Raw genomic sequence first — 24,389 nt, forward strand, 5'->3', positions numbered from 1 at the left:
ATTCCGCAAGCTTATGCTTCGATGACGACCATCTGATGGCACTCAAGTTTGGGAACCTTGTATTTCACCCTGTCACCCTGCTGCTCAAAGGCAAGCGGTACCGATTGCGGCGCAAGGTACACCCGCTTCGCTTTTTCCGGCAGCCGCAGCTCCACCTCGACCTCGTGAATCGGGACGATATCCTCAATCACCTCGGTGTTCTTCCCGCGCCGTACAGGTACGGCATACAGAAGATGGTTAACATACCTGGAGTGATCATCTTGGCGCTGCAGGGTGACGACGCCTTGTGCCGGCAGATTCGTACGCAGCGTTTGATCGGGAAGAAGGCGGCGTAAAGCATGCAGCACCGTTTGTTTTAAGATGATACTGCCCTTCGATGCGTAATCCTCGAACACATTCCACGCCAAATAGATTCCGTTCCCGCTTTCGACCATGCCGGGTCCGCCGTATTCCCCCGAGGAAGGGGTATGAAAGTGCGAGCAGAATCGGAATACGTCCCGGTTAAAATAAGGATTCTCGCGCGCGCCAAGCTCCTTGCCGCCGCTTAACGCTACCTTCTGTCCCTGACTATAAAATACGAATGACGCTTCCCCAAGCTCTGGCATTTGAAAATACGGTCGGAAATAGTCGGGTCTGTACCTATTCGTCTCCAGCCACGTAACGCCCAGGTCAACAGCGAACGCATCGCCTCCTTCGTTAAGGCCGGACCGGCCGGTAGCCAGAATCTTGCCGCCCCTGGAGAGAAAATCGTTCACTTTGCCGGCAAGCGAAGCATCAAGCGTCACCTCGTCGGGCAAAATCAGCACCTTATAAGTAGTGAAATCCGCTTCCGTATCGATAACGTCGAACAAGATTTTGCCTTCCAGCAGCATCCTTACAGCCCCTGCGTCCGGATCGGCAGACAAACCGTCCTTGCGGTTGCCGTTGCCCGAGGCATAAGAGACCGCCTCCAATGAAAGGAGGGCGACATCGGCGACATTCCGAACGCCTGAACACCACGGCTCCTTCGCTTTCACTTCGCGGTAAGCGGCACCGATCAACCGGTAAGTCGCTTCATCCATCAACCCTTTCGGATGAAGCTGATCGCCGATCGAGCACCCTGCTCCATTGGCGATGCTGAGCGCCGTTTCATACCGCAGCGCGTTCGGGTGCTTGTAGCCGCCGAATTCCCCCCATGTCGTATGGAATTTGCCCGTCATGCCGAGAAAAGGCATTCCAATTGTCTGCGAATACCTTGCGGACAGCGGGAAGTGATCATAGCCCCATCCGCCGGTCGGCAGCGATTCCAATTCCAGATGGGTATTCATCCGTGCCAAATCGCGCCGTCCGCGGCGTATATGTCCGCCGTTGTGGAAGATGTTCAAGCCGGGCTTAACGGAATGAACGGCTTCCTTGATTCTGTTCGTATAATTCGCGTACACCCTTTCACCCAAAGCTTTCACTGCCGCATCATTCCGCGGATCCTGCCCCCGCTTCAGAAGAGCCGCCACGCAATATTGGCAATAGCACATCTGAACGCCGACAATATCGAGGAAGATCCCGTCGGCGTCATAATTCCGCACAACTTCTTCAACCTGATTCACCAGCACATCCAAGTAGGGCGTGTTCATGCAGAAACCATGATAACCGGGCTCCAGAAAAGGATAGGTGCGGTCTTCTTTATCGCGGCTGAGCCATTCGACGCGGCGTCTGGCCAGCTTCTCATCCAATCCCGCCGAGAGATACACCGGTGTTTGCACGTCGATTTCATGCGCTGCTTCGATCATCGCGCCAAGCAGATCGAATTTCAGTTCCGGGTGCATTTCATTTGCTTCAGAGGGATGATAGGCCCAGCCGTGATGGCACTTGGAGAAAAGAGTAATGGAATCCACATGCCCCAGCTTCAGCATTTCCTGGAATTGATGTTTGGAAAAATCAGCGCCAATGCCCGGAATGGCCTCGGACGTATGGAAATCAAGATGAACCTGTCGAAACCGCATTTTCCTTCGCCTGCCTTTATTCGATTTTACGCCTGCACTTTCATGAACTCATTCAACCGGACGACTCGTTTTTCCAATCTGGAGCGCTCAGCCGCAAAAGCCATCATGTGGCTCTCCACCGATTTGGCAGCCGACGTCAGCACATCCTTGCTGCCGTTCTGACGAATGACGTTCACAAAATCCCGCATCAATCCATAATCGCCTCCTCCATGCCCCGCATGGCCGCCCTGATCCGTAAAAGTAACGAGTTCCCTTCGGCCCGTGCCAAAATGCAGGATTTCGATCTCGTTTTTCTCCATCGAACCCCGGATTTCTCCTTTTGTGCCCATCAGCTTAATCGTCCGGCTGCATTCCTCCGTAAAAGCCGTCATTGTGAAAACGGCGGTTACTTCATTGGCAAACTCCATGCTGACGACCTGATGGTCCACGACATCGTTATCGCAATGGTATACGCAGCGGCCGTATGGGCCGTTAAGCAGCGCCTGGTAGCGGGCTTCGTAGCTGAGATCGTTGCTGATCGCCATATCCATCCATCCCGGATTGCTTGTCAGGTATACTTTCGGCGCATAATAAACGCAGTCATCCGCAGCCGGACACCCGTCAAGACAGCGCAGCGGCGCCCCTTCCGGCGCTTGGTCGGCTTTGTAATGGGATAAAGACCCGTACGAGTTCAGACTTGTGCAATCCGCCCCCGCCAGCCATAGCAATATATCCAGGTCATGACATGATTTAGCTAGAATCATCGGACTGGATTCACCCGAATTACGCCAGTTTCCTCTTACAAAGCTGTGCGCTTGATGCCAATAGCCTACATTTTCATTGTGCTGAATAGACATTAATCGTCCGATGGCGCCATTATCCAGCAAGCCCTTGAGCGTCTGGAAAAAACGCGTATAACGAAGCACATGGCATATGGTAAGCATGCGGTTATGTCTTTCCGCCTGCTCCTGCATTCGAATACATTCTTCGAAGCTCGCGGACATCGGTTTCTCGAGCAGCACATGATAGCCGGATGCCAATGCCTTCATCGTCGGTTCGAAGTGCATTTTATCCTGCGTGCAGATCAGCGCCGCATCCGCGATTGCCTCGCCGGCGAGCAGGTCTTCCCAATTCTCATAACACATCTCATCTTCGATGCCGTGTTCTCGCTGCAGCCTCCCCCGGCGTTCCGCATCCGGTTCCGCCACTGCCACTACTTTCATGTCCATCGGATTATGCAGAGCGTAGCCGGTATAAACGCCGCCTCGCAGCCCTGCGCCAATCAGCGCAACGGTAATCTGTTTCATGGTTGAAATTCTTCCTCTCTATTAGGTATCACGCGCTCCTCTTATTCTTTTACGCTGCCGACCGTCATCCCCTTGACAAAATATTGCTGCAGGAACGGATAAACAAGCATGATCGGAAGCGCGCCAAGGAATATTTGTGCCGTTCTGAGCGTTCTTTCGCTTAAGTTTTGCAGCGTCGAAAGGTCCTCGACCGTAATCATTTTAATATTGATAGACGTTACTAATGTCGATAGATAGGTTTGCAGCGGATAATGATCCGGCGAATTCATGTACAAAATTCCGTCGAACCAGGAGTTCCAGTGCCCGACCAGCGTAAAAAGTCCAATCGTTGCAATAGACGGCAGCGAAACGGGCAAATATACTTTCCATAGGATGGACCAGTGCCCGGCTCCGTCGATTAAGGCGGCTTCCTCCATATCCCTCGGAATTCCCCGGAAGAAATTCAGCATCAATACGGCGTTCCATACACTAAGCGCGCCGGGAATAATGAGTGCCCAAATACTGTTCATCAGCCCCGTCTCCTTGACGACGATATAGGTCGGAATCAGGCCTCCGCCAAAAAACATCGTAATCGCGAAAAACCAAACATAATAAACGCGATACCGGAACTGCTCATACGTCTTCGAAAGCGGATATGCGGTAATAAATACTAGAAGCATATTGATCGTCGTCCCCAGAACGACCCTCTGCAGCGTTACCCCGAGCGAACGGAGAAACTCGGGTTTTTGCCCAAGAAATCCGTACGCTTCAAGCGTAAATCCGATCGGCCATAATTTTACCGAACCGGCTGAAGCGGCCGCGTTGGAGCTTAAGGACACGGCGAGCAAATGGATGAAGGGCACAACGCACATAAACGTTACGATGGTCAGGAAGGAAAGGTTGATAACATTGAATAGCTGCCTCCCTGCCGACTGTTTGTAGAAATGCAATAGGTTTCCCCCGCCTTCTAGAAAATTCTATAGTTGCTGAATCGGTATGCCAGGTAGTAAGACAGCGATACCAATACGACCGAGATAGCGGATTTAAACAATCCGATAGCCGCCGCCGGCGCATATTGTTGATCGAACAGGCCCAGCCGGTAGACGAAGGTGTCGATGACATCGGCTTTCTCGTACACAATCGGATTATACAGAATCAATATTTGATCGAATCCCGCGTTGAGTACCCCTCCCAGGCTCAACGTACAGATTAGAATGATAATGGACGCCATTCCAGGCAGCGTAATGTGTACCATCTGTTTCCATCTGCCCGCCCCGTCGACTTCCGCCGCTTCATAGAGATTCGCGTTAATGCTGACAATGGCCGCCAGGAATATAATCATGTTATACCCCATGCCCTTCCAAACGTCGGACGCGATAATGATGGTCACAAACCAATGGTTGCTCGCCATAAACATGATCGGGTCAACACCGAAGATGGAGAGGAGGGCATTAACGGGACCTTTGAGTGAAAAAAGCTCGATCATAATTCCGCCAAGCACGGCCCATGACAGAAAGAACGGCAGAAAGATGCTCGTCTGAATCATCCTCTTAAACCAGTTCTTTGCCACTTCGTTCAGCAGTAAGGCCATCATTAACGGAACGGCCAAGCCAAAAACAATTTTCATGACGGATATGAAAGTCGTATTCCACAGCACCTGATTAAAATCAGGGAGATTAAACACGTATTCGAAATTTTTTAATCCGATCCACTTGGACTTCAAAAAGCCGAGCGCAGGCTGAAACTTTTGAAAAGCCATGACAATCCCGAACATCGGTCCGTAGGCATAGATCAGCGTTACAATGACGCCGGGAATGAGCATGAGATGCAACGGCAGCTCTTTCTTCCATCTCCGTCGATTCCGCGGCAGTGCCAATGGCATCTTTCTGGTGCTCGCAGTCGTTTGGTTCACGTCCGGAAACCTCCGATTTCAATGAAATTTGGCGAAAAAAAAGAAGGGGTGCGCAGTTGCTCCAAATTCCCCTTCTTTTTCTGTTGGATCATACGGTTATTTATTTGCGTTCTCGGCATACCATTTATTGACTTCAGCCGTAATGTCGTCTCCGCCCAGCTTCTTCCAATCCGTAACGTATTTGTCGAAATCGGAAACAGGCGCAGAACCTACAATGATCTTCATAAACGTCTCGTCTCTCATCTTGTCGAGCGAAGAACGCCGTTCAATCATCGTTGGTGTAGGAGGTCCGTAGTATTCGTCCCACACGACCATGCCGTCGTCAACAACCTTCTTGGAGAAGCCGACCCCGCCGTCTCTGGCTCCGCGGCTGAACCACATCCCCCAGGCCGAGTTGTCTGCCGGATCCGCCTGGAATTTCTTCGCGTTTGCGAATACGGCTTGCGCTTCGCCCGCACTCGGAAAGTCCTCGGGCAGATCAAGCTTCTCCTGCCCCGCTTCCACGGCGGCGCTGACCGTTTCCATGATCAGATCGAATACTCCGGGGTAATAAAATCTCGGCGTAAACCATTGATAAACGTAACCGTTGGACGCCCCTTTATAATCCGGGCTTTCCTTGTCCGTATACTTTGGCTTGGTCATCTCAAGGAAGTAGTTCGCCATCTTGATGGCCGCTTCCGGATGTTTCGCCTCTTTATTGACGACCAAAATACTGTTTATCGATCTTTGATTCAATGTCTTCCCCGGTTTGCCTTCGAACGATGGCAGCTGAAGAGGAATCCATTCCGCTTTGGGATCGTTATCCTTGCTCAGATTAAGCGGCCAGTTCGGATACCACCATTCGCCAAATGATATTCCGACCTTGCCGACCACGATATCCTCGCTGATCTTGTCTTCATCCGCCAGCATGAACTCCTTGTCCAAGATCCCTTTCTCGTACCACGACCGCAGAGTGGAAAGCGCCGTCTTCGTTTCCGGCTGAATATTTCCCGAGACAAGGCTGCCGTCCGAGCTCTTCAACCAGGCGTTCGGATAAGAGCCGTGACTGTAGAACAATCCTTTGGCATCGAATCCCCATCCAAGCAAATTTTTGTTCAATATGACGCCGTAAGTATCATCTGCACCGTTGAGGTTCGGATCGTCGTTGACGAACGCTTCGGCTACCTTCTCAAACTCCTCCAATGTGGCGGGAGGCTGCAGCTTGAGATTGTCCAGCCAGTCCTTCCGAATCCACACGATTTGGGTTCCTCCCGTGCCGCTTCCCGTAACGCCGAGCAGCTTGCCGTCAAACGTGAGGGAGTTTAATGCAAATCGATCATCTTTCTCGATGATTTTTCTCAGCGCGGGAGACGCATAATTCTCATAAGCATCGGAGAGGTCCGCCAGGATGCCCTGCTCACGGAATTTCTCGAATGTGACCAAGTCGACCTGCATCACGTCAGGCAGATCGCCCGACGCGATCGATAAACTGAATTTTTGATCAAACTGGTCTTGAGGGACGCTCCATAAGTATTTGAGGTCGATGTTCAGCATTTCTTTCAAATCTTTGACAAAACCGCTCGTTTCAGGCTTAACGCCCGGAAGAGCGTCGGCCTCTTCCGGAGGCCGGAAGGAGAGCACTTGGGTAACCGTTACGGGCTCATCGTATTTACCCAATGGATCGAAATTTTCAGTCTCATTCGTTTGGTTATCGCCGGATGACGATTCCGGGCTCGTATTGCTTTGATTCGGATTCTGATTCTTGTTATCTCCGCTGCTGCATGCAGGCAACATGAGAAACGCAAATAGTAGAGCAAAGATTAATGGATAGACGGCAATCTTTCTCTTCATGCTATTCCTCCCTTTCGAAGTATGGCGATTTCCTTTACATATTTATCATAAGTCCGGCCATAACTTCGGGACAATATCAAGATCTTTACATGCTTCTGTTCTATTTACCTCTCCTGACAGCGGTTTCTCTAAACTCCTGCGGCGAGGATCCCGTCATCTTGCGGAAGAAGGAAGTAAAGTAAGAAGGCGATTCAAATCCCAGCTTAAGGGCGATTTCATTCACCTTCAGCTGCGTATGCATAAGCATGTCCATCGCGGCATTCTTTCTCGCTTCGTTGATGTAATCGGACAAATTGCGGCCGGTCAGCTGCTTATAGAAGCGGGAGAGATAAGAAGGGTTGAAATAAACGACTTCCGCAATGCGGGCAAGCGACAGATCGTTACCTAAATTTTCGTTCACGAAACGGTGAACCCGTTCGACGATCCGATGTTCGCTATTCTCGATTTGCTCCTTCTTCATCTGGCAGATCAGCTCGCATAGCCTGATCAACTGCTCTTCGATTGTCCCCCATTCCGCCTGCGACTCAAATACGGAAATACTGGCAATCCGGATTTCATGCAGCGATTTATCGGAAAAATCCATGCTGTTCAGGGCGGACAAATAAACTAACAGAAGCATATAATAACGCTCCTTCCCCATCACGTAGTTGGGATTCGTCTCATTTTTTAACACGCTGACCAAATCCGCGGTTAAACCGGCAGCTTCCTTCTCATTGCCTTCGTCCAGAAATTTTTCTAAAGCATGAAGCTTTTTATTAAATTCAACGGCTGGAGGAGCGGCGTATTTTCTTGTTTCCCCCTTAAACCATTCGTCTGATTTGTCAAGATCGATGACCGCCATCTCCGGCCCGAATACAGCCCGCTGCTTGAACACCGCTTTTATCAAATCAAACTCTTTTCCAATCTCATTCCCTTTAACCGCCCCCCTGCCCACGACAAACGATATCGAAACGCCCAGTTCATTGCGGCAGCTGTTTTGCACCGGTTCCAGCATTCCCTTCAAATAATAGACCAGTGCCTGCCAGTCCGTTCCGCCAGTTTCCTCCGTAAATCTAGTAGAGGCCGTATCGGGCTGGACAAACCAACAGAGAACGCTTCGGTCATGGATAACCGTTTCCGCTTTGATTTGCAGAGGCAGATGCTCCGCGAAAAGGTTCTGCACCGAATAATAGATTTCCATTTTTTTCATATAAGTCATTTTTTCTTGCCAATGATCAACCATTCCGGAAAACATAATGAACGGTTTTCCCAGGTCGATAAGCAAGGACGGTCCATCGTACCACTCGCTGCGCCCGGCATTTGCGGCGTTGTCCCCGATCAGCAGCGCTTCAAAAAGTTCCTTTTTCAATAAAGGCTCCGCTACCGTCAGCTTCAGGCTGGCCCGTTTCAGCATGTTCAGATTCCTTCGCTCCTCCTCGAATTTACCGAGGACTGCGCTTACCGCTTTATGAATCACATCGATCCCTTCCATTTTCAGGATGTAACTGTCTACATTTTTTTGGATCGCTTTGTAGGCATAATCGAATTCACTGTGCCCGGTAAGCAAAATGACTCGGCAGGAAGGCCAATAAAACAAGACATCGTCGACCAGCTGCAGTCCGCTTTTTCCCGGCATCCGTATATCGCTGATCAGAAGATCGATTTTCGTTCTTTTCGCAATTTCCAACGCTTCGTCCGCCGAATAAGCTTTACACAGGTCAAGCTCCCATTCTTCTTCCTGGAAATGCTGCTGCAATCCGTCTACAATGGCAGGCTCGTCATCAACAATTAATAATCGGAACATTCATCTCAGACCCCTTATTTATCAAAATAAATGCGAATCTCCGCCTTTAATCCGCCCATTGCGCTTCGGGAGACAAAAACGCCGCTATGTTCGCCGAATTGCAGCTGAATTCTCCGGCAGACGTTAACGAGTCCCGTTTTTTCGGAAATATGCGATGCGTTGTCAAGAGTATTCCGCAATTCAAGCAGCGATTCTTCCGTAAGCGCATTCCCGTCGTCCTCGACAACTATGGACAACCGATTATCCTGAAGGGTCGTTTCCATTTGGACATGCCCGCGGCGCATCCCGTTTTCGAAGGCGTGCTCGAACGCATTCTCGACAAGCGGCTGCACAATTATACGGGGAACTTCCACTGTTCTTCCGGATTCGGGAAGCTCGGATGCTTCCACATGGATCCGGTTAGAGAAGCGGATGCTTTGAATTTCGCAATAGTCCAGCGCATGCCGATACTCTTCCTCAAGCGATACCGTGTCCTTCCCGCTGCGCGTAATAAATTGATAATAGCCTCCGAGCTTCTGCGCCAATGTCGCTGAGCTTTCCAGATCGCCGCTCCGGCAAATCATATAGAGATTAAAGAAGCTGTTATACAGAAAATGCGGATTAATTTGGGACTGCAGCTGCTTCAGTTCGGAATGCTGAAGAGCGATTTTTTGCTCGTAATTCTCATTGATCGACTGCCTCAGCTTATCGACCATCTGGTCAAAATTGCGGTACAAATAACCGAATTCGTTATCGTGCTGCTGACTTCGAAGCGAGACGATCAGGTTATCCGTTTCCAATTTTTTAAATGCCCGGATCAGCTTTTTTAAAGGTTTATGAATCATTAAATTAATGGAGAAGGAGAACATGATTACGATTGCTATCGAAACGCAGGAAAAGAGGATAAACCAGAAATTGAACTTTTTGAGCGGCTCGGTCACTTCGCTTTCGCTCATATACGTATATAATGTCAGTCCAAGGGTGCGGATTTCGGTGCTGGTGATCATATAGTTGTGGTTGCCGATCTTCATCCTATGAAATTCCTGTTCATGACCTGGTTCATGGATCGCTTTGATTGCTTTAAGTTGTTCCAAAACCGGTTCATACGCTCTCACCGAAATCAAAGTGTCGAATCCGTCATTTGCCAGCAGAGCGCCGGAGTCCTGATAATACTCAATAAGATGCGACAGCGTCTCCACGAGCTTCGGGACGGAGAGCTCCATGTATACAAGGATATTGCCGTTGTTGCCGGATTCGATAAAAAACAATCTGCCGTCGTCATAATAGAAAGGCTGTGCGGATTGCAAGGGACTGTACCCCGATATGATGGAAAATTCGGAATTCTCCGCGGTTTTCGCGACGCCGTTCTGCGTAGAAATGGTTCTGCCGAGGGATCTGATGTACGTTCCGACATTGACAAGGTAATCGCTTGAATCCTGAATCGAGACAAGACGTTCTCCGATTCGATTTACGAGTTGGAAATCTTCAAAGCCGTCTAACTGTTCGCCAAGAAAACTTAACTTCTGCAGGTCGGAGTCGTTCAACAGATGCAGCTGCTGCTTGCGGACAAACGCAATCTGGTCGTCCAACTGACTGGAATAGAAGGTGACATTGGACAGGCTTGAATTGGCAAAGCCTTTCTTCATAATCGTTAGACCCGACATATTCATCCATAAATTAATCAGATAAACCGGGATCATCATCGCCATGAACACAATAATGACCTTTTGATAGACGTGCAGATTCGACCGTATGTTTAGTTTCATCAAGACTCGGCTCCTCTCCATCGAGACCGGAATGGGTTCTCGAACAGCTGCTGAAATGTTCTGTACCATTTACGACACATCTGGAGCAATGTCCTTCTTTTCGACATCAAGGCAAGATTTGCCTCCGCTAACAACGCCTCCAAAAAGCATAAACGGCTGCTGCTTCGCTCGAACCTTCAGCTGCATCTTCATACAGCTCGGTTCTGTGCCTTGAATTTCAAAAAAAAAGCTGCCACCTACGCCGCTTCTCCGGCGTAAATGACAGCTTTATTCGTTTGCGCTGCACACTCGTTGTACTTCTAATGAATAGCAGGTTAATCTTCGACCCTGCAATCCGCATTCCTATGCGCCGGAATTGCGAGATTCACACAGCAGCCTGCTCTGCGCACCGCGCTCCAGCGAGCGCCTGATTTGCGATCTGTGACCAACAAAAACTTCGCAGCAGTCAGTTTGCGTCGGCATTATGCTCCGCATATTGCTCATCGCTCGGTTCAACCCATTGTACGAGTTGAATAACGACACCATTGGGGTCGGTAACTTGGAATAGGCGTTCACCCCAAGGGTCCTCTCGAATAGGTTCCGTGATCATGACGCCTTCGTTTTTAAGGCGTTCATATTCAACCTCGAGTTCATCGACGACAAAGGCCACGATTACACCCGATACTGTGTCATTGCGAATGGCTTCGGGAAGAACGTCCTTCCCCGATTCCAGGAAAATAATAGGCATGTTGAACCCTTGATGTGTGAGATAAGCAAAGCCGTCCGCACTCCACTTTTCTTGAAATTTAAAGTGTGTCTTTAAAAATTCGCTTGATGCCTCCACATCGTAAACGGTTAAAGACAAGGCGGTTGAATTGATTTTCAATCGTATTACACCCTTTCGTTTTAGATTCAATCTTATCTTACTACATATAAGCTAGAGCTAAAGTTCAGGAGCTTATATCCTATATTAAAGAACTAAAATGAAATCAACTCTAGATTTTAGTATAATGTTTACATCTAAATCGGAGGTGGATGAAGTGGCATTAAGACCGGCTGATATCGCTCGCAAGCTCAACATTAGCACGAGCTCATTACGGCATTATGAGGAATGGGGGTTGATTCCACCCGTCGAGCGTTCCGCTAAAGGTTACCGGGTATATACCGAGTTTCATGTTGCTTTTTTCGAATGTATAAGGGCGATGGCGGATGGTTTCGGGCTGCAATTAACTGCAGAAGTTCTTAAAAACATTCACACCAATCGCGTCAATTTCGCTTTTTGGCTCGTTAACGAAGCACAATCCTCCCTGCATAACGAGAAGATCATATCCGAGAAAACATTGAAAAGTTTAGAGGAGCCTCTTATTGCACAAGAGGGACCTTTAACAATTAGTGAGATATCGAGAGAAACGGGAATTCCGACGACAACGATCCGGTACTGGGAAAAGGTTGGGCTGCTCACTATCCCGCGTGACAACGAAAACAAATACCGTATTTTAAACCAAAACCATATTCGTCAGATTCGCGTTATTCATACTCTCAAATCATCTCCGTATGTTTATACATACTCGCTAAACGGGATCAAAGAGATTATTCGAGAGCTTAAAAGCGACGATTTCGATAAAATAAGGAAAATCTCTACCGATTACCAGATCCACTTGGATCGCATGAATCAACTTCAAATGAAAGGCGTCCGTTATTTATATCAGCTTTGTGAGAAATTAGAATTGATTCCTTAATGCAAATGGCTATGAAGGGAAAATAGCCGCTGTTTGCGTAAAATCGTTACGCCTTAGCCAAAAAATCTAATCATTTCAGATAGGGCAGCTTCGTCATAAATCCTGCAACACTATTTGTGGTGCGGTTACCACGCTGTCTGTAACGGCAAATTTTAGAGCCATCCTTTGCAGGATGGCTCTTTCCGGGGTAATCGCACGTGTTTCTTCTTTCAGTAACAAATCATACTTTAGCAACATAAATAAATATGTTTCCATAGTATTTCATGAATCTCTTATACTCGGAATTTCCTTTCAAAACGATGATAGTCGGATAAGCATTTACTTTGCGTTGTTTTAATAATGCCAAAAACTCCTGCTGGACGGTGCAATAAAACTTTCCTTCCTCATATTGAATAAGAAGCGGTGGGGGAGTAGATACATCTACATCACTTTCGCCTGCAAGGTTCTCCCTGATTTCGTAACCTTCGCACTGAATGAGACGTAATGGAAACTTAACAACTCCGAAATAGAGAGGATCTCCCTTCATGAGATCATGTACAATGGGAGCAGCTTTCCACGTAAGCAGCAAATAGCATTGAATCCATTCTTCCATCAACCCGGCATTCGCATATTTCACAGCCGATTCTAACGTTGGTGAATACGTTATCATGTTATCGTTATTCTTCGAGTAGATGATTTTCTTAATGGAATCCAAGGATAAGAAGTATTCGTCCGCAAGTTCCGAAACCGTGAGCCCATGGGCATACTTATTGCGAATCATTAGATTGCGCCTTCGCAATTGTCCCCGGTAGCCGGACGTTTCGCCCCAAGCCCTTTTTTCCTCCCCGGAAGGAATATAAAGAAGTTTTCCTGCCGCGTATTTCTGGATTTCTTTCAATAGTTCCTCGGGGATAATATCTTTGGCATTTTCATATTTCATCCCATCACCATCTATAAGGAGTAAATTCGGTCTTTCAGTTCGCTTATGGATTTCATGATCGACGTGCAGGACTCCGTGTCATCAATCGATGCATGCCACCGCAAGACATCGATCCCTTTATAATAAGCCATACATAAGAATCTCTCTTGGAAATCCGGTATGACGATGTCCCTTTTCTTGCCATACTCGAATAACAATTCCGGGATGTGCAAGTACGGCTTATTCAGGTCCATAATGGCAAAATCGAGAAGGAAATCGCAGATGCCGGATCTGCTCCAGTCAGGGAACCCTACCGTAGTCTTCCCGTCCGTGATCATATTTTCGAAAAATGTATTGTTGTAAACCAGGTAATGTCGTCCTTCACAATATGGAATTCTGTCCTTCATTTCCTTCAAGTACTTCTCGAAGAATTCTCGCTCAAGAACCGTTGTCTCGAACATCTCCTTCCAATTAAACCAGTACCCCTCTTTATCTTCTGCGAATGTATCGATCAAATATTCCCCACAAGTCCCATATTCCGTTTTGCAATCCTCATTAAACTGTCCATAACCTTCTACTCCCGTTATATCGGAAGAATGAATGTCAAGGATCTTGTCAAAAAACAATTCGTGGCAATCAGTAAACTGTTCGGGGTTTAATTGATCGGCAACAAAACCATTCGGCGTCATATTTACCTTTTCGGAAAGCATTGATCTAATGACATTGTCCTTACCCATTTTTTCATCTCCTTTTCCATTATCAAACTAAGATTCATCAGGCGCGCATCTGATATAGGGTAAGGATATCATTGGATTTGTGAGGAATATAGGCAATAAATAGCTTTAACTAACTTTACACAGTCCCAAAAAAATGTTGCCGTTATTTGTAGTACGGTTCACCGCGCCTGTCTGTACCGACATGTTTTTAGGGCCATCCTTGTCGGATGGCCCTTTCTTTGAGTTCGCTTTAAACAACTATAGTATCCGTTTTGCTTAACGACATCCACGATTTGACGCCTACTTCAATAAGGGAACAGGCCACCTTGCGGCAGCCTGCTCCCTGGTTATCGTTCTTCCCCGTTACTTTGACATAAAAGGAGTAACCGAACATCACTTCGCTGCAACGGCTTCGATCTCAACGAGCAAAACCGGTGAAGCGAGCGCTTTGACAATAACTAACGTTGTCGCCGGCGGAGGGGTAGGCAAGAACCCTGCGCCAGCCTCCATGAAGGCACCGATCAGATTTTCATCCGTTAAATAGATCGTGGAATTTACTATGTCGTTTATATCCATGTCAGCGCCAGCAAGAACTTTGTTTAAATTGTTGAGCGCCAACTCAGTTTGCTCCCTTATATCTTTACCGGGAATTCCGTCAGGACCTACACCTACTTGGCCTGAGATGAACAGCATACGTTGAAAAGATGTAACCTCAACACCCTGGTTATAATGGTCTGAAGTTGCCATCCCTGAAGGGGTGAATTTTCTCAGCACTATTTTATCTCCCTTATTATTTCATATTTGTTCCATCCCGCATATTGGGATTCATGCTCAAAGTCGTAATCGTGCTTTAGATTTTCCTTACGGCGAACCATAGTTCAACGGAATGAAGCCCAGCTCTTTCGCCATAAATTTCCAATTCCATTCCATCCACCTGCTCATAGCCTGAGGTTGGGAGCCATTCCGTAAAAAATCGTCGATACAACGTCTCAATGGTACCACCGAACGCATCCCAAGCAATTGGTTCCGAGGGGAAGATGGCCCATGTTTGTGCGGGAATCGTTATGGTAGAATATCCGTTCGCGTTGCTGGTTCCGCTTTTAAAGGCACACAGCATATACGGGAAAGTATCATTTCCTGTATTTTTGTAACTGCAAATCGCATGTACTTTGTATGAATCTTGACTCACAAAACGGGGCAAGTCGCCGGCATTAGCAGCAAGTCTCTCTACTTCGCCATTGGCGTGGCTTTGTTGCCAGAATTGTGCCGGCGTGTTCGGTGCATCACCGCCTCCATCGATACGAAAAACTCGTTCCATGCCGAATACCTCGAATGATTCCTTCGTTTCAATACGATAATTCATCGCATCAACTCCTTTGATCGTAATCAGGAAGGAAAGGCGTGAATAGGCTTTTAGAGCAACTCCGTCTTGGCGAGCCATTGCCGGCGTGATCCCATGAATCGATTGAAAAGCTCTCGCAAAAGAAACCGGGGATTCATAGCCGTATTTCATGGCAATATCGATCACTCTCGCTGTCTCGCTATTCTGCAATTCGAGTGCGGCAAGAGTAAGCTTTCGGCGCCGAATATACTCCGCCAGTGTTACATTGGTAATGAATGAGAACATCCTTTGGAATTGATGGGATGAACAGCAAGCTCTACGTGCAACTTCGCTCAGTTCAATCTCCCCGGTCAAGTTCAATTCGATATAGTCCATCGCCCGGTTCATCCGCTCAAGCCATTCCATCTATTTCCCTCCTCTCGAACAAAGTATAAAATACCAGCATTTTCGCATCGCAACTATTTGTGCACAACTAAGTTGCGTCTTCTTGACAGTTTAGATGAAAACTTGCCTTTACTTGTGATACGGTTCACCGTAACACTCAACAAGCGAAGTCTTCCGTTTCGCAGGAGGACTTCGCCATAAAATAGTAAGATTACCTTGAATCATTTCCCAAACCGAAAATCACACCGATTCCTCCTGTTAATTCCCTTCTTCGTTCTAACTCAAACATTTTATTTGTGAATTTAAGAAAATTCTCGTTAGATATATAATTTTTAAATGATACTTCCTGCTGTTCTGCAATAGCTCCAGTGTATAAATCCACAAAAGCTTTTCCAAATGTTAGAACGGTTTCTTGATCATCATCACTAATTTGATTTCCTTTAATTGAAAATTGTTGATTTGCCAGGTCTCTTAATATGTCTACTGCTGATTTCTCTGGCATTTCAAAAGAAACTTCTTCAACTAATGGCATATTCTTTGAGTCAGTCATTTGTTCTAATTCATCTATCCCCTTAATTTTAGGAATTGCTATCAAACCAATCCCAGCTGCTATCATAATGACAATTGAGAAAACAAGTACCCAGAACCTTGGTTTTCTATAATTTAACACGTTTTTAATCCTCCCTTTTACATTCCCCTCACCAAAAGCAAGCCGACTTCCATTCAAAATCCAAATATTGGCTCTGACTTATCGTTATACGCATATTCCCCTTCACCTCGCTCCTTATTAATTGCCTTTTCTAATATTCCACATTTTCCGGTTTGAGTTGTGCGGTAATTTCAATTAAATAATGATAGGACTCAAGGCGGTTATTTTTCATTTTACCTCCTTCTTATGACGTAATGATTTCCCTATTATATGCCCAAATTCTGGGTAATCATCCTACAAAATTATTGCTTTATCCACCGTTCGTAATGAAGGACTATCACGTGGCAGCCCTTTCGGTGTTCAACTATCGTACCCGTCCGTCCATCCATGCATCTCTTATGCTGCACCACAGAGCATGAAAGTTAATCCGTTCTTTCATAGTAGTTAACCATTTATAAATTGAAAACCGCCAGTTCATATATAAACTGACGGTCCAATTGCTATTTTTTTGTTGCAATTATTTTTACAAAGGTAAGAAGATCTTCTTCATCTGCTGCAAGTAATTCTTGATCGCAATTTGATTTGAGCCATAACTCTTTGCTGTCTTCTATATTACCAGCGAGATCGATTGTTACGTGTTTAGTTTTATCCCAATGATTTTTCCACCACTGATAAGTTCGGAAAGTATACAGGTCGTCGCTCCAGAGTTGTTTTAATTTTTCAGGGAGGTCACCCTCATTGTTAATTTCATCTGTTACGCCTGGTACGACTATTCCTATTTGCCCTCCACTTTTTACTAACTTTTGAAAATACCAAGAAAAATAGAGTTCACTCGTTCCAAAATAGTGATAAGCATCAATGCTAATTATGGCATCAAAAAACTCATTAGCATACGGCAAGGAATGAGCTTCGGCTTTTAAAGGGAACACCCGATCCTCAACACCTGCTTGTTTAATTCGGTTTAAGTTCTCTGTAGGATCAATCCATAAATCGTTTGCCCAAAGTTGTAATCCGTATTCTCTCGCTAGAAATATTGAAGTGATAGCCTTCCCACAGCCCATATCTAAAATTTTCATACCTTTCCTTAGGTTCATGTCCTTAGTCAGGTCTTCAAGAAGCCATAGAGGGTTAGGGCCCCTTTTATTTTCATTTATCCAACTGGGGTCATAATTTGCAGTACATTCAAATCTAGTTTTCAATTTCTGTTCATCTCCTATTATTTTAATGAGACATCACCATACTCAACTCCATCATAATTATTCTCAATATAAACACTCCCATTAAGTTAGTTTTTAGCAATTTCACCGCTGGTTATACAATTCAATTTCAATTGTGAATTTCCTTCTAGATTCCAAAACTATCCTACCCTACCAACGAGACTGCCGTTCCATTGGCAGCCTCGTTCTGATGAATGTTTAGAATGTTAAGCTATCGTACCCGTCATCCATGCCGTACAAGGCGCGGCACCACAGAGAATGAAAGTTAATCCGTTCTTTCATGGTAGTTGAGCGCAGGACTGCAACGCGGTAGCCCTTCGGCATTGAATGCTATCGTTACCCGTTAGCGTAACTGGAAGGAGCTAATATGTTTCAACAACTGGCAAGACATTTACACGGTGTTTTAAGTAGAACATGATGGCGGCACAGTCAATGTTAATAAACTGCAACGGATCGTTGTGTATCCGTTCTGCCAGTTCGTCTATGGTGACCCATCGGGGGTTATATGTATGGTCGCCTTTTTTGAGTAATTCACCCTCCGCCTTGCAAACAAAGTAGTAACCGACCGAATCGATTCCGCCTATAATCGTCTGGTATGCAGTAAATGGCCGAACACATTCGACAACAAAATTCGGATTTATCCCTTCCGTATCGATACGCGTATCTTCGCCTTCAATCCAAGTGACATCTAGACCGGTTTCTTCCTTCACTTCGCGGCGCAGCGCGTGTGTCAAGGACTCAAACTTCTCCACTTGGCCTCCCGGCAACTCCAGTTGTTTCGGCTGATTCGGCTTGTTACGCGTCTGAACTATAATTTCGGTTTTCCCATTGTGTTCACGCTCTACGATGGCACGGGCATTGACATAAAACAATTGCACTCACTCCCTTAGGTAAACTTGCTGCTTTATTGTTTTGATATAAAACTTCAATTATCGCTACCTCGATAAGCTCTGCAAGCAAATGTATCGGCTGTGCTTCTCTCGTATAAATATACTTACTGCTTAGCCAAGATCAGCTCTTCCCACATCTTCAATAGCCATTCAGCAAATAGCTCCTGCTCTTCATAATGTGGAAAATGCGCCGAACGATCGAAAAGCACATACTCTTTAACGGGCGCCTCAAGAGAGTCAAAATAAACTTTGGCTGCATCCGCCGAGGTCATATAATCATACTTGCCCATAACGAAGTAACAAGGAATTTCCAACCGATTAATTAGCGGCTTCTTCTTCCGATCGGAAATCAAAATGTCCTGCCCACTCAGAACCCCTCTTAGAAAACGCACCGCATCCAGCCAATTATATTCCGGTGACGTAAGCAGCCCTGTCCAGTACTCACGGTTAAAGTGAATCAATCTTGAGGACCCGCCGTACTTGGCAACCAGATTCCGTGGTGTAAGACGCTCTCCGTCACTGATTTCATCCCGCAGCGACTCCAATTTGGTTATATCTCGCTTATTCCCGGCCAGCACAGCCTGCATAAGGGTGTATTCAAGGCCGTCCAATTCGCTTTGTATGGAATCGGATACCTGCCCGATACCAATATAAGCGTGGAATTTGTCAGGAGCTGCTGCCGCTGCTTGCATGCCGATATGAGTGCCGAATGAATGGCCCGCCAGCAGTATTTTTTCTTGGCCCAGCAAAAGTGAAACCGATTCTGTCAGCCGAAGCAGATCGTCCACATGCTGGTCCACTGTCTGCTGAGAGTAATCTTTGAGGAGTTGATGAGATTTGCCGCTTCCTCTCTGATCATAATGAACCACCGTGAAATGCTGCTCCAGCAATTGTTCATATTTGCGCGCGTATGGAATCTCGGAATAACCTGGACCGCCGTGCACAAAGAGCAGGACAGGATTGGAACGATCCGTCCCTCGAATCATCACCTCAAGACTCGTATCATTCACTTCCATTTTCTTGAGCACGCTGATGGTGTTGCTCCCCTCAATGGCAGGGGTCCATGTCGGCCGAATAAAACATACGGCTGTGAGCACGATACATACTGCTGCGCTAATTTTCATCCATTTCTTGATGTTCTTCAATAGTGAATCCCTCGTTTTGGTTTGCCGTTACTTATGATACGGTTCTCCGCGCTATCTGTAACGGTAAGTTTAAAGGCCATCCTTTGTGGGATGGCCTGCCCTATCAAATCTAAACAACTATACTCAATAACCCACCGAATTCCTTAAAGTAAGAATATTTTCCTGAAGGAACGTTTGATTTTTTTCAATTCCTCTGTTTTTACACCAAACAACTGCGCTGAAAGCATCGTAAATATCATAAAATGGCAGCACTCTTTCCAGAGCCAACATAGGTCGAATCGATTGATAACCTTCAATGAACGGTATCTTTGTTCTCGGATTGACTTCCCAAATATATCGATTGACTTTTGTAAAATCTATTTCCGACGATCCACCACGGGCACTCTCGAAATCAATAATGCCAGCAACCTCGTTACCATTCACCAATATATTACCTGGTCTAAAATCCATGTGAACAATGCATGGTCCGTCAGGATCCGGTAAAGCAGAGAAAACTCCATCAAAGTGAAGAATACATCTTTCATACAATTTTGAGTCGAGAATCTCTTTGCATGGCTCTTTCCACTTTTCAAAATTACTTTTGATATGTAATCTCCAATTATTTTGGTCAAGCAACTTAAAACCATCGGTTACATGGAAACCATACCCAGGAGATTTAACCTCATGGAGCATAGCATGATACACGCCAATTTGAAAAGAGAGTTTCTCATCAATGTCTCCTGTACAAGGCATACCTTGAATTGCTGAAAGAAGCAATGCTCCAGTAGTACTTTCATCCCCGTACCAAATGTCCAATACCTTAGGAACAGGTATTATACCCTTTAATGTTTCAAGCATCTGAAATTCACGGAATAGTTTATCCTTGTTAAATGGAATTTTTACAAAAACGTTTTCTCCACTGGCAAGCGTAAGTTTGTATACATCAGAACTAAATGACTCTGGAACATCTTCAACATTCAAGACGTTCAACTTTAGCTTTTCTATAACTTTTAGAATAGAACTCATATGTAACCTCCTGTTTTGGAGCGATTCTTCCGATTTGTTTCTCTGAAAACCGAATCAAATCCAATTTCCTACATATATCATATTTTTGACCCAGTACCAAGACCCCTTTTTCGAGGGGCCATTTTCAATTTTAGGAGGGATGTATGAATGAGGATCATCAAGAGACAGCAGGACCTTGTCATTCTGCGCCGGGTTGGGGCACTTCCGGCGGCACTCCTCGATCAGGTCGAAGACTACTTCAACCAACTAAGGTTTGAGCTTGAATACGAAGCGGAAAGCCAATTTGGCTTAGGCGAGAACGGCTACATCGTCTTGCTTGAAGCGGGCGACAACGTCCACGACCTCGGCAACGTCGGGCTGAACCACGGAGAAGGTCTCGTCTGCGACCCGCTCAAGGGGATCACGGACGTCAATCCCAACCTGTTCTCCAAGCATGTGCTGCGAACGTTCGAACTGCGGGTTGCCGACGGCGAGCGCTTTATCCTCTACGAGCACGGTGTCTGTTGCCTGAAAAACAACTGCACCGAAAGCTTTTCCAGATAATCGAGCGAGAACAGCCCGGCGTCTGGAGGCCAACGTGGGAGAGCGGCTACATGACGACACTCTCGCGGCTTGCCGAGTACGTGCCCGAGTTCGACACGCGCAAAAACTAACTGAACTTGGCGGACGGGATGTTCAACACGGAAACGTTCAGGCTGGAACCATCGCCCGGACTTTCACTCCAGCATCCAGAACCACATCGCGTACGATCCGGATGCTGACTGCCAAGGTTCCGCCTGTTCCTGAACGAAGTCTTTCAAGGAGACCCACAACTCATCGCAGCAGCCTAAGAAATCATCGGTTACTGCCTGACGAAGCCCGGCAACGCGTTCAGCTGCGTGGCGGTCAAGACGATCATCAACAACCCGGTGTACGTCGGGAAGATCAGGTACAACGTGCGGGGAACTGGAGCGAAAAGCAGCGCAAGGGAGTCAATCCGAACCCGATCGTCGTCGACGGCGAACACGACCCGATCGTTTCCCAAGACCTGTGGGAAACCGTCCAAGCTTTGTTCGCCAAGAAGTCGTTCTCCCCGTCACGCGTCTTCGAAGGCACGTACCCCCTGACAGGGTTCCTGAGGTGCCCCCAGTGCGGGACGACGCTTGGAGCACACCGCGTCCGCGACACGCTCAAGGACGGAACTGTTGTCAACCGAAGGTATTACGTCTGCAATAGCTTCCGCAATCGTGGAAGCCGGGTTTGCAGTTCGAACTCCGTCCGGGCCGACATGGTCGAGAGCTTCGTCTTCAGCGGCTTTCCGAGGCTTTCCAGAAGCCGAAAGTGCTGGAGGACGTCGTCAAGAAGATCAACCTAGACCGGATAAAGAGTGTCGCCCCTCTCCAGAAGGAACTGACGGCAATCGACAAGGAATTGGCAACCATCGAGAGCCAGCGCAAGCGGTTCTTCAAACTTTTCGAGACTAGCGGCGTAGACGACGACCTGTTCATAGAGCGGCTGAGCGAGTTGAAGGTCCAACACGAACAACTCACACGTCGAAAAGCCGAAGCAGAGCTGCAACTCGCGGACAACACATCCGATCCCGTCCCGCTCCAGCATGTCCGACAGGCGCTCGCCCAGTTCCATAAGTTACTCGAAGACGTGCCTCCCGAGACGCAGAAGACGCTTCTTCAGACCGTGGTGAAGCAGATCCACTTGAAAGACCGACGCAAAGTCGCAGGCATCGAGCTTGAGTTCGATCCGACAGTCCAAAAACATTTTTTTGAACTGGCCCTTTCCGCCAAAACGGCGGAGGGGGCTTTTGCTTTCCGCAAGCAAAAGTCCCCCTCCAGATACCGCATCGTTTTGTGTCCCCAAAAAGCTCGCAGAAGCCTGTTTGCGCTGTCTTACTCGCCGAGAGTGGACCATCCAAAGCCCATGCCCAGCAATGCGCCTTTCCATGCCTGCTGCGGGATATTCCGAAAAAACTTGCCGTTACTTATGATACGGTTCACCGTATCACTCTAACGGCGAATTTTAAGGGACACCTTTTTGGGTGCCTACTATGGTTGTCACAAATATGCCCGCGTCCCAACAGGAACACGGGCATCAAATGTGTTTAGAAACCTTCCACCGCCAGAGAAGATATTAGTACAGTTAGGCTCATGTAAGCTGTGGGTATAACGCAGCTACACCACCAGCGAGAGCACTTTGGAGCTTGCGGCTCAGTTCATCGGCAAGAATCTCAAAGCTGTTGGCCTCTATTCCATCAATAGCCAGTTTTGCAATTTCGGCAGGGTCGGCCTTCGGAGCTTCAACGCCGGCCGTCATGTCTGTGTCCATAAAGCCCACATGCAAGCCAGCCACTCTCACATTTTGAGGATACAACTTTAAGCGCAACTCGTTCGTCAGTGCCCACTCTGCTGCCTTTGCAGCCGTATAAGCACCTTCATTACCCCCTATACTGAACCATGATAATGCAGAAAGAATATTCAGGATTGATCCTCCCCCATTATTGGTGAGAATAGGCGCGAACGCACGAGTCATGGATAGTGTGCCAAAGAAGTGGGTATTAAATTCCAATTGTATTTTGTCGAGATCGCCGTCAAGCAAAGAAGCGCCTGTAGAAGTGCCTGCATTGTTGATCAGAAGCGTAACGTCCTTAGCGACCATAGCAGCTTCAGCTACCTCTTGCGGGTTAGTAATATCAAGCTTTACAGGTATCACACCTGGAATGTTAACGGACTCCGGATTTCTTGCACCAGCATACACCTTAGCCCCTCTGGATAGAAGTTCAAAGGCAAGATGACGGCCCAAACCCCGGTTCGCACCGGTGACAAATGCAACTTGTTCAGAAATAATCATTTTTATATGCTCCTTTTATTGTCTGTTTTAGTTATGCGATCACTTTATCTTTACGACTATCTTCCCTTTTGCTCTGCCAGATTCGGAGTACTCCATTGCTTTTTGAGTGTCTTCAAAAGGAAATACTCGATCAATAACAGGCTTTATTTTCTCGGATTCAATCCATTCAGAAAGGATCTCCAGTTGTCTGCCGCTTGGTTTCATAAACAGGAAGCTGTACTTGACCTTATATTTTTTCTCTAACTTGGTAATCTTCCGGGCAACCAACCGAAGTAGATTTGTTTTGACGAAGCCAACCCTCTCCTCTTTTCCGAAGCGCGCATTGGGCGGCCCAACGACGGATACGATTTGGCCTTGCTCTTTGACAATTTTAAAGGCCTTCTCTAGAGTCTCTCCGCCTTTGGTATCAAAAACGGCATCATAACCTTGTAACAGTGTATCGAATTGTTCTGTTTTGTAATTGATGATTCGATCGGCTCCAAGCGACTCGACCAATTTGGCTCCAGCTTCGCTTGTCGTTGTTGCGACATAAAGTCCCATCGCTTTGGCAAGTTGGATAGCAAAAGTACCGACTCCGCCGGAACCAGCTTGGATCAATACTTTCTGCCCGGCCTTTAGTTTCAATTTTTCATGCAATACTTGATAGGAGGTAAGCCCGACCAATGGAATGGATGACGCTTCCTCAAAGGTAAGGTTGCGAGGCTTTATGGCGATATCGTCTTCATTCACGGAGATAAATTCGGCGAAGGCTCCGCCCTTGCTTGGTCGGCCGAATACTTCATCCCCGACCTTGAATCTGGTAACCTTCCGTCCCGCTTGAATGACAACGCCCGAAAAATCATATCCTAATACATGGGGCATATCGTATTTCAGCAGGACACGTAATTTACCATCCCGCACAAGAAGATCGAGGGGGTTCACGCTAGCCGCATGGATTTCCACCAGCACCTCGTGATCGTCTACTGCGGGCTTTGGAATATCCGCTAACTGAAGCGGGTATTTCCCGTATTTTTCAATTACCATTGCTCTCATCATGCGGCCTCCATCTTATAGGTTTAAAACAATTCCCT

General features: G+C 47.0%; 24 protein-coding genes. 5 read left to right on the forward strand and 19 right to left on the reverse strand.

Annotated features, from left to right (window positions below; genetic code table 11):
* Positions 1–11: 11 nt before the first annotated feature.
* The 8 genes from H581_RS0129405 to H581_RS0129445 all read right to left on the reverse strand — a co-directional run bounded on the left by H581_RS0129405 (position 12) and on the right by H581_RS0129445 (position 11,379).
* Positions 12–1,979, reverse strand: coding sequence for a beta-galactosidase trimerization domain-containing protein (locus tag H581_RS0129405; protein ID WP_029192385.1), 1,968 nt, complete (start codon positions 1,977–1,979; stop codon positions 12–14).
* 26 nt (positions 1,980–2,005) lie between these two features.
* The gene (locus H581_RS0129410) at positions 2,006–3,265 is read right to left on the reverse strand and encodes a Gfo/Idh/MocA family protein (RefSeq protein WP_029192386.1); all 1,260 of its coding nucleotides are present in this window, start codon (positions 3,263–3,265) and stop codon (positions 2,006–2,008) included.
* 41 nt (positions 3,266–3,306) lie between these two features.
* Positions 3,307–4,194, reverse strand: coding sequence for a carbohydrate ABC transporter permease (locus tag H581_RS0129415; RefSeq protein WP_029192387.1), 888 nt, complete (start codon positions 4,192–4,194; stop codon positions 3,307–3,309).
* Positions 4,195–4,211: 17 nt separating this feature from the next.
* Positions 4,212–5,126 (reverse strand): ABC transporter permease, encoded by a 915-nt coding sequence (locus H581_RS0129420; RefSeq protein ID WP_051251479.1) that lies wholly within the window; start codon positions 5,124–5,126, stop codon positions 4,212–4,214.
* Positions 5,127–5,252: 126 nt separating this feature from the next.
* Positions 5,253–6,986, reverse strand: coding sequence for an extracellular solute-binding protein (locus tag H581_RS0129425; RefSeq protein ID WP_029192389.1), 1,734 nt, complete (start codon positions 6,984–6,986; stop codon positions 5,253–5,255).
* Positions 6,987–7,086: 100 nt separating this feature from the next.
* On the reverse strand, positions 7,087–8,769 hold the full coding sequence (locus tag H581_RS0129430) for a response regulator transcription factor (RefSeq protein WP_029192390.1): 1,683 nt from the start codon (positions 8,767–8,769) through the stop codon (positions 7,087–7,089).
* A 14-nt stretch (positions 8,770–8,783) separates the two neighbouring features.
* The gene (locus H581_RS0129435) at positions 8,784–10,514 is read right to left on the reverse strand and encodes a sensor histidine kinase (RefSeq protein WP_029192391.1); all 1,731 of its coding nucleotides are present in this window, start codon (positions 10,512–10,514) and stop codon (positions 8,784–8,786) included.
* Between the two features lie 445 nt (positions 10,515–10,959).
* Complete coding sequence (locus H581_RS0129445; protein WP_029192392.1) at positions 10,960–11,379, reverse strand: VOC family protein; 420 nt, start codon at positions 11,377–11,379, stop codon at positions 10,960–10,962.
* 154 nt (positions 11,380–11,533) lie between these two features.
* Here H581_RS0129445 and H581_RS0129450 point away from each other — a divergent pair, with 154 nt between their 5' ends.
* Positions 11,534–12,232, forward strand: coding sequence for a MerR family transcriptional regulator (locus H581_RS0129450; RefSeq protein WP_029192393.1), 699 nt, complete (start codon positions 11,534–11,536; stop codon positions 12,230–12,232).
* A gap of 220 nt (positions 12,233–12,452) precedes the next feature.
* Here the strand turns inward: H581_RS0129450 and H581_RS39555 are convergent, their stop codons facing one another.
* From H581_RS39555 to H581_RS0129500, 9 genes are all read right to left on the reverse strand, one after another.
* Entirely contained in the window at positions 12,453–13,151 is a 699-nt protein-coding gene (locus H581_RS39555) for a CD3324 family protein (RefSeq protein ID WP_342663464.1), read from the reverse strand.
* 11 nt (positions 13,152–13,162) lie between these two features.
* Entirely contained in the window at positions 13,163–13,867 is a 705-nt protein-coding gene (locus H581_RS0129460) for a hypothetical protein (RefSeq protein WP_029192394.1), read from the reverse strand.
* A 372-nt stretch (positions 13,868–14,239) separates the two neighbouring features.
* The gene (locus H581_RS0129465; RefSeq protein WP_029192395.1) at positions 14,240–14,620 is read right to left on the reverse strand and encodes a RidA family protein; all 381 of its coding nucleotides are present in this window, start codon (positions 14,618–14,620) and stop codon (positions 14,240–14,242) included.
* Positions 14,621–14,696: 76 nt separating this feature from the next.
* Positions 14,697–15,593, reverse strand: coding sequence for an AraC family transcriptional regulator (locus H581_RS0129470; RefSeq protein ID WP_029192396.1), 897 nt, complete (start codon positions 15,591–15,593; stop codon positions 14,697–14,699).
* A 190-nt stretch (positions 15,594–15,783) separates the two neighbouring features.
* The gene (locus tag H581_RS38670) at positions 15,784–16,242 is read right to left on the reverse strand and encodes a hypothetical protein (protein WP_029192397.1); all 459 of its coding nucleotides are present in this window, start codon (positions 16,240–16,242) and stop codon (positions 15,784–15,786) included.
* A 479-nt stretch (positions 16,243–16,721) separates the two neighbouring features.
* Positions 16,722–17,420, reverse strand: a complete 699-nt coding sequence (locus H581_RS35770; RefSeq protein WP_036720493.1) for an SAM-dependent methyltransferase — start codon at positions 17,418–17,420, stop codon at positions 16,722–16,724.
* A 380-nt stretch (positions 17,421–17,800) separates the two neighbouring features.
* Positions 17,801–18,310: an NUDIX hydrolase gene (locus H581_RS35775; RefSeq protein WP_051251454.1), complete on the reverse strand. Its 510-nt coding sequence runs from the start codon at positions 18,308–18,310 to the stop codon at positions 17,801–17,803.
* A 122-nt stretch (positions 18,311–18,432) separates the two neighbouring features.
* A complete protein-coding gene (locus tag H581_RS35780; RefSeq protein WP_036720495.1) occupies positions 18,433–19,473 on the reverse strand; it encodes an alpha/beta fold hydrolase in 1,041 nt (346 codons plus the stop codon).
* Between the two features lie 123 nt (positions 19,474–19,596).
* Positions 19,597–20,478: a phosphotransferase family protein gene (locus tag H581_RS0129500; protein ID WP_029192398.1), complete on the reverse strand. Its 882-nt coding sequence runs from the start codon at positions 20,476–20,478 to the stop codon at positions 19,597–19,599.
* Positions 20,479–20,625: 147 nt separating this feature from the next.
* Between H581_RS0129500 and H581_RS0129505 the strand changes: the two genes are divergently transcribed.
* The 4 genes from H581_RS0129505 to H581_RS0129515 all read left to right on the forward strand — a co-directional run bounded on the left by H581_RS0129505 (position 20,626) and on the right by H581_RS0129515 (position 22,482).
* Entirely contained in the window at positions 20,626–21,021 is a 396-nt protein-coding gene (locus tag H581_RS0129505; protein WP_029192399.1) for a hypothetical protein, read from the forward strand.
* 335 nt (positions 21,022–21,356) lie between these two features.
* Positions 21,357–21,584 carry a hypothetical protein gene (locus tag H581_RS39800; RefSeq protein ID WP_169507559.1) on the forward strand — a complete coding sequence of 76 codons (228 nt, stop codon included), beginning with the start codon at positions 21,357–21,359 and terminating at the stop codon, positions 21,582–21,584.
* Positions 21,527–21,832 (forward strand): recombinase zinc ribbon domain-containing protein, encoded by a 306-nt coding sequence (locus tag H581_RS39805; RefSeq protein WP_169507560.1) that lies wholly within the window; start codon positions 21,527–21,529, stop codon positions 21,830–21,832. Before H581_RS39800 ends, H581_RS39805 begins: the two co-directional genes overlap by 58 nt.
* On the forward strand, positions 21,718–22,482 hold the full coding sequence (locus tag H581_RS0129515; protein ID WP_029192400.1) for a hypothetical protein: 765 nt from the start codon (positions 21,718–21,720) through the stop codon (positions 22,480–22,482). The genes H581_RS39805 and H581_RS0129515 overlap by 115 nt, the downstream gene beginning before the upstream one ends.
* Positions 22,483–22,617: 135 nt before the next feature.
* Here the strand turns inward: H581_RS0129515 and H581_RS0129520 are convergent, their stop codons facing one another.
* Both H581_RS0129520 and H581_RS0129525 read right to left on the reverse strand, forming a co-directional pair.
* A complete protein-coding gene (locus H581_RS0129520; protein ID WP_029192401.1) occupies positions 22,618–23,319 on the reverse strand; it encodes an SDR family oxidoreductase in 702 nt (233 codons plus the stop codon).
* Between the two features lie 39 nt (positions 23,320–23,358).
* A complete protein-coding gene (locus tag H581_RS0129525; RefSeq protein ID WP_029192402.1) occupies positions 23,359–24,351 on the reverse strand; it encodes an NADP-dependent oxidoreductase in 993 nt (330 codons plus the stop codon).
* Positions 24,352–24,389: the final 38 nt, after the last annotated feature.

The sequence above is a fragment of the Paenibacillus harenae DSM 16969 genome, from assembly GCF_000422465.1.
Lineage (GTDB): Bacteria > Bacillota > Bacilli > Paenibacillales > Paenibacillaceae > Pristimantibacillus > Pristimantibacillus harenae.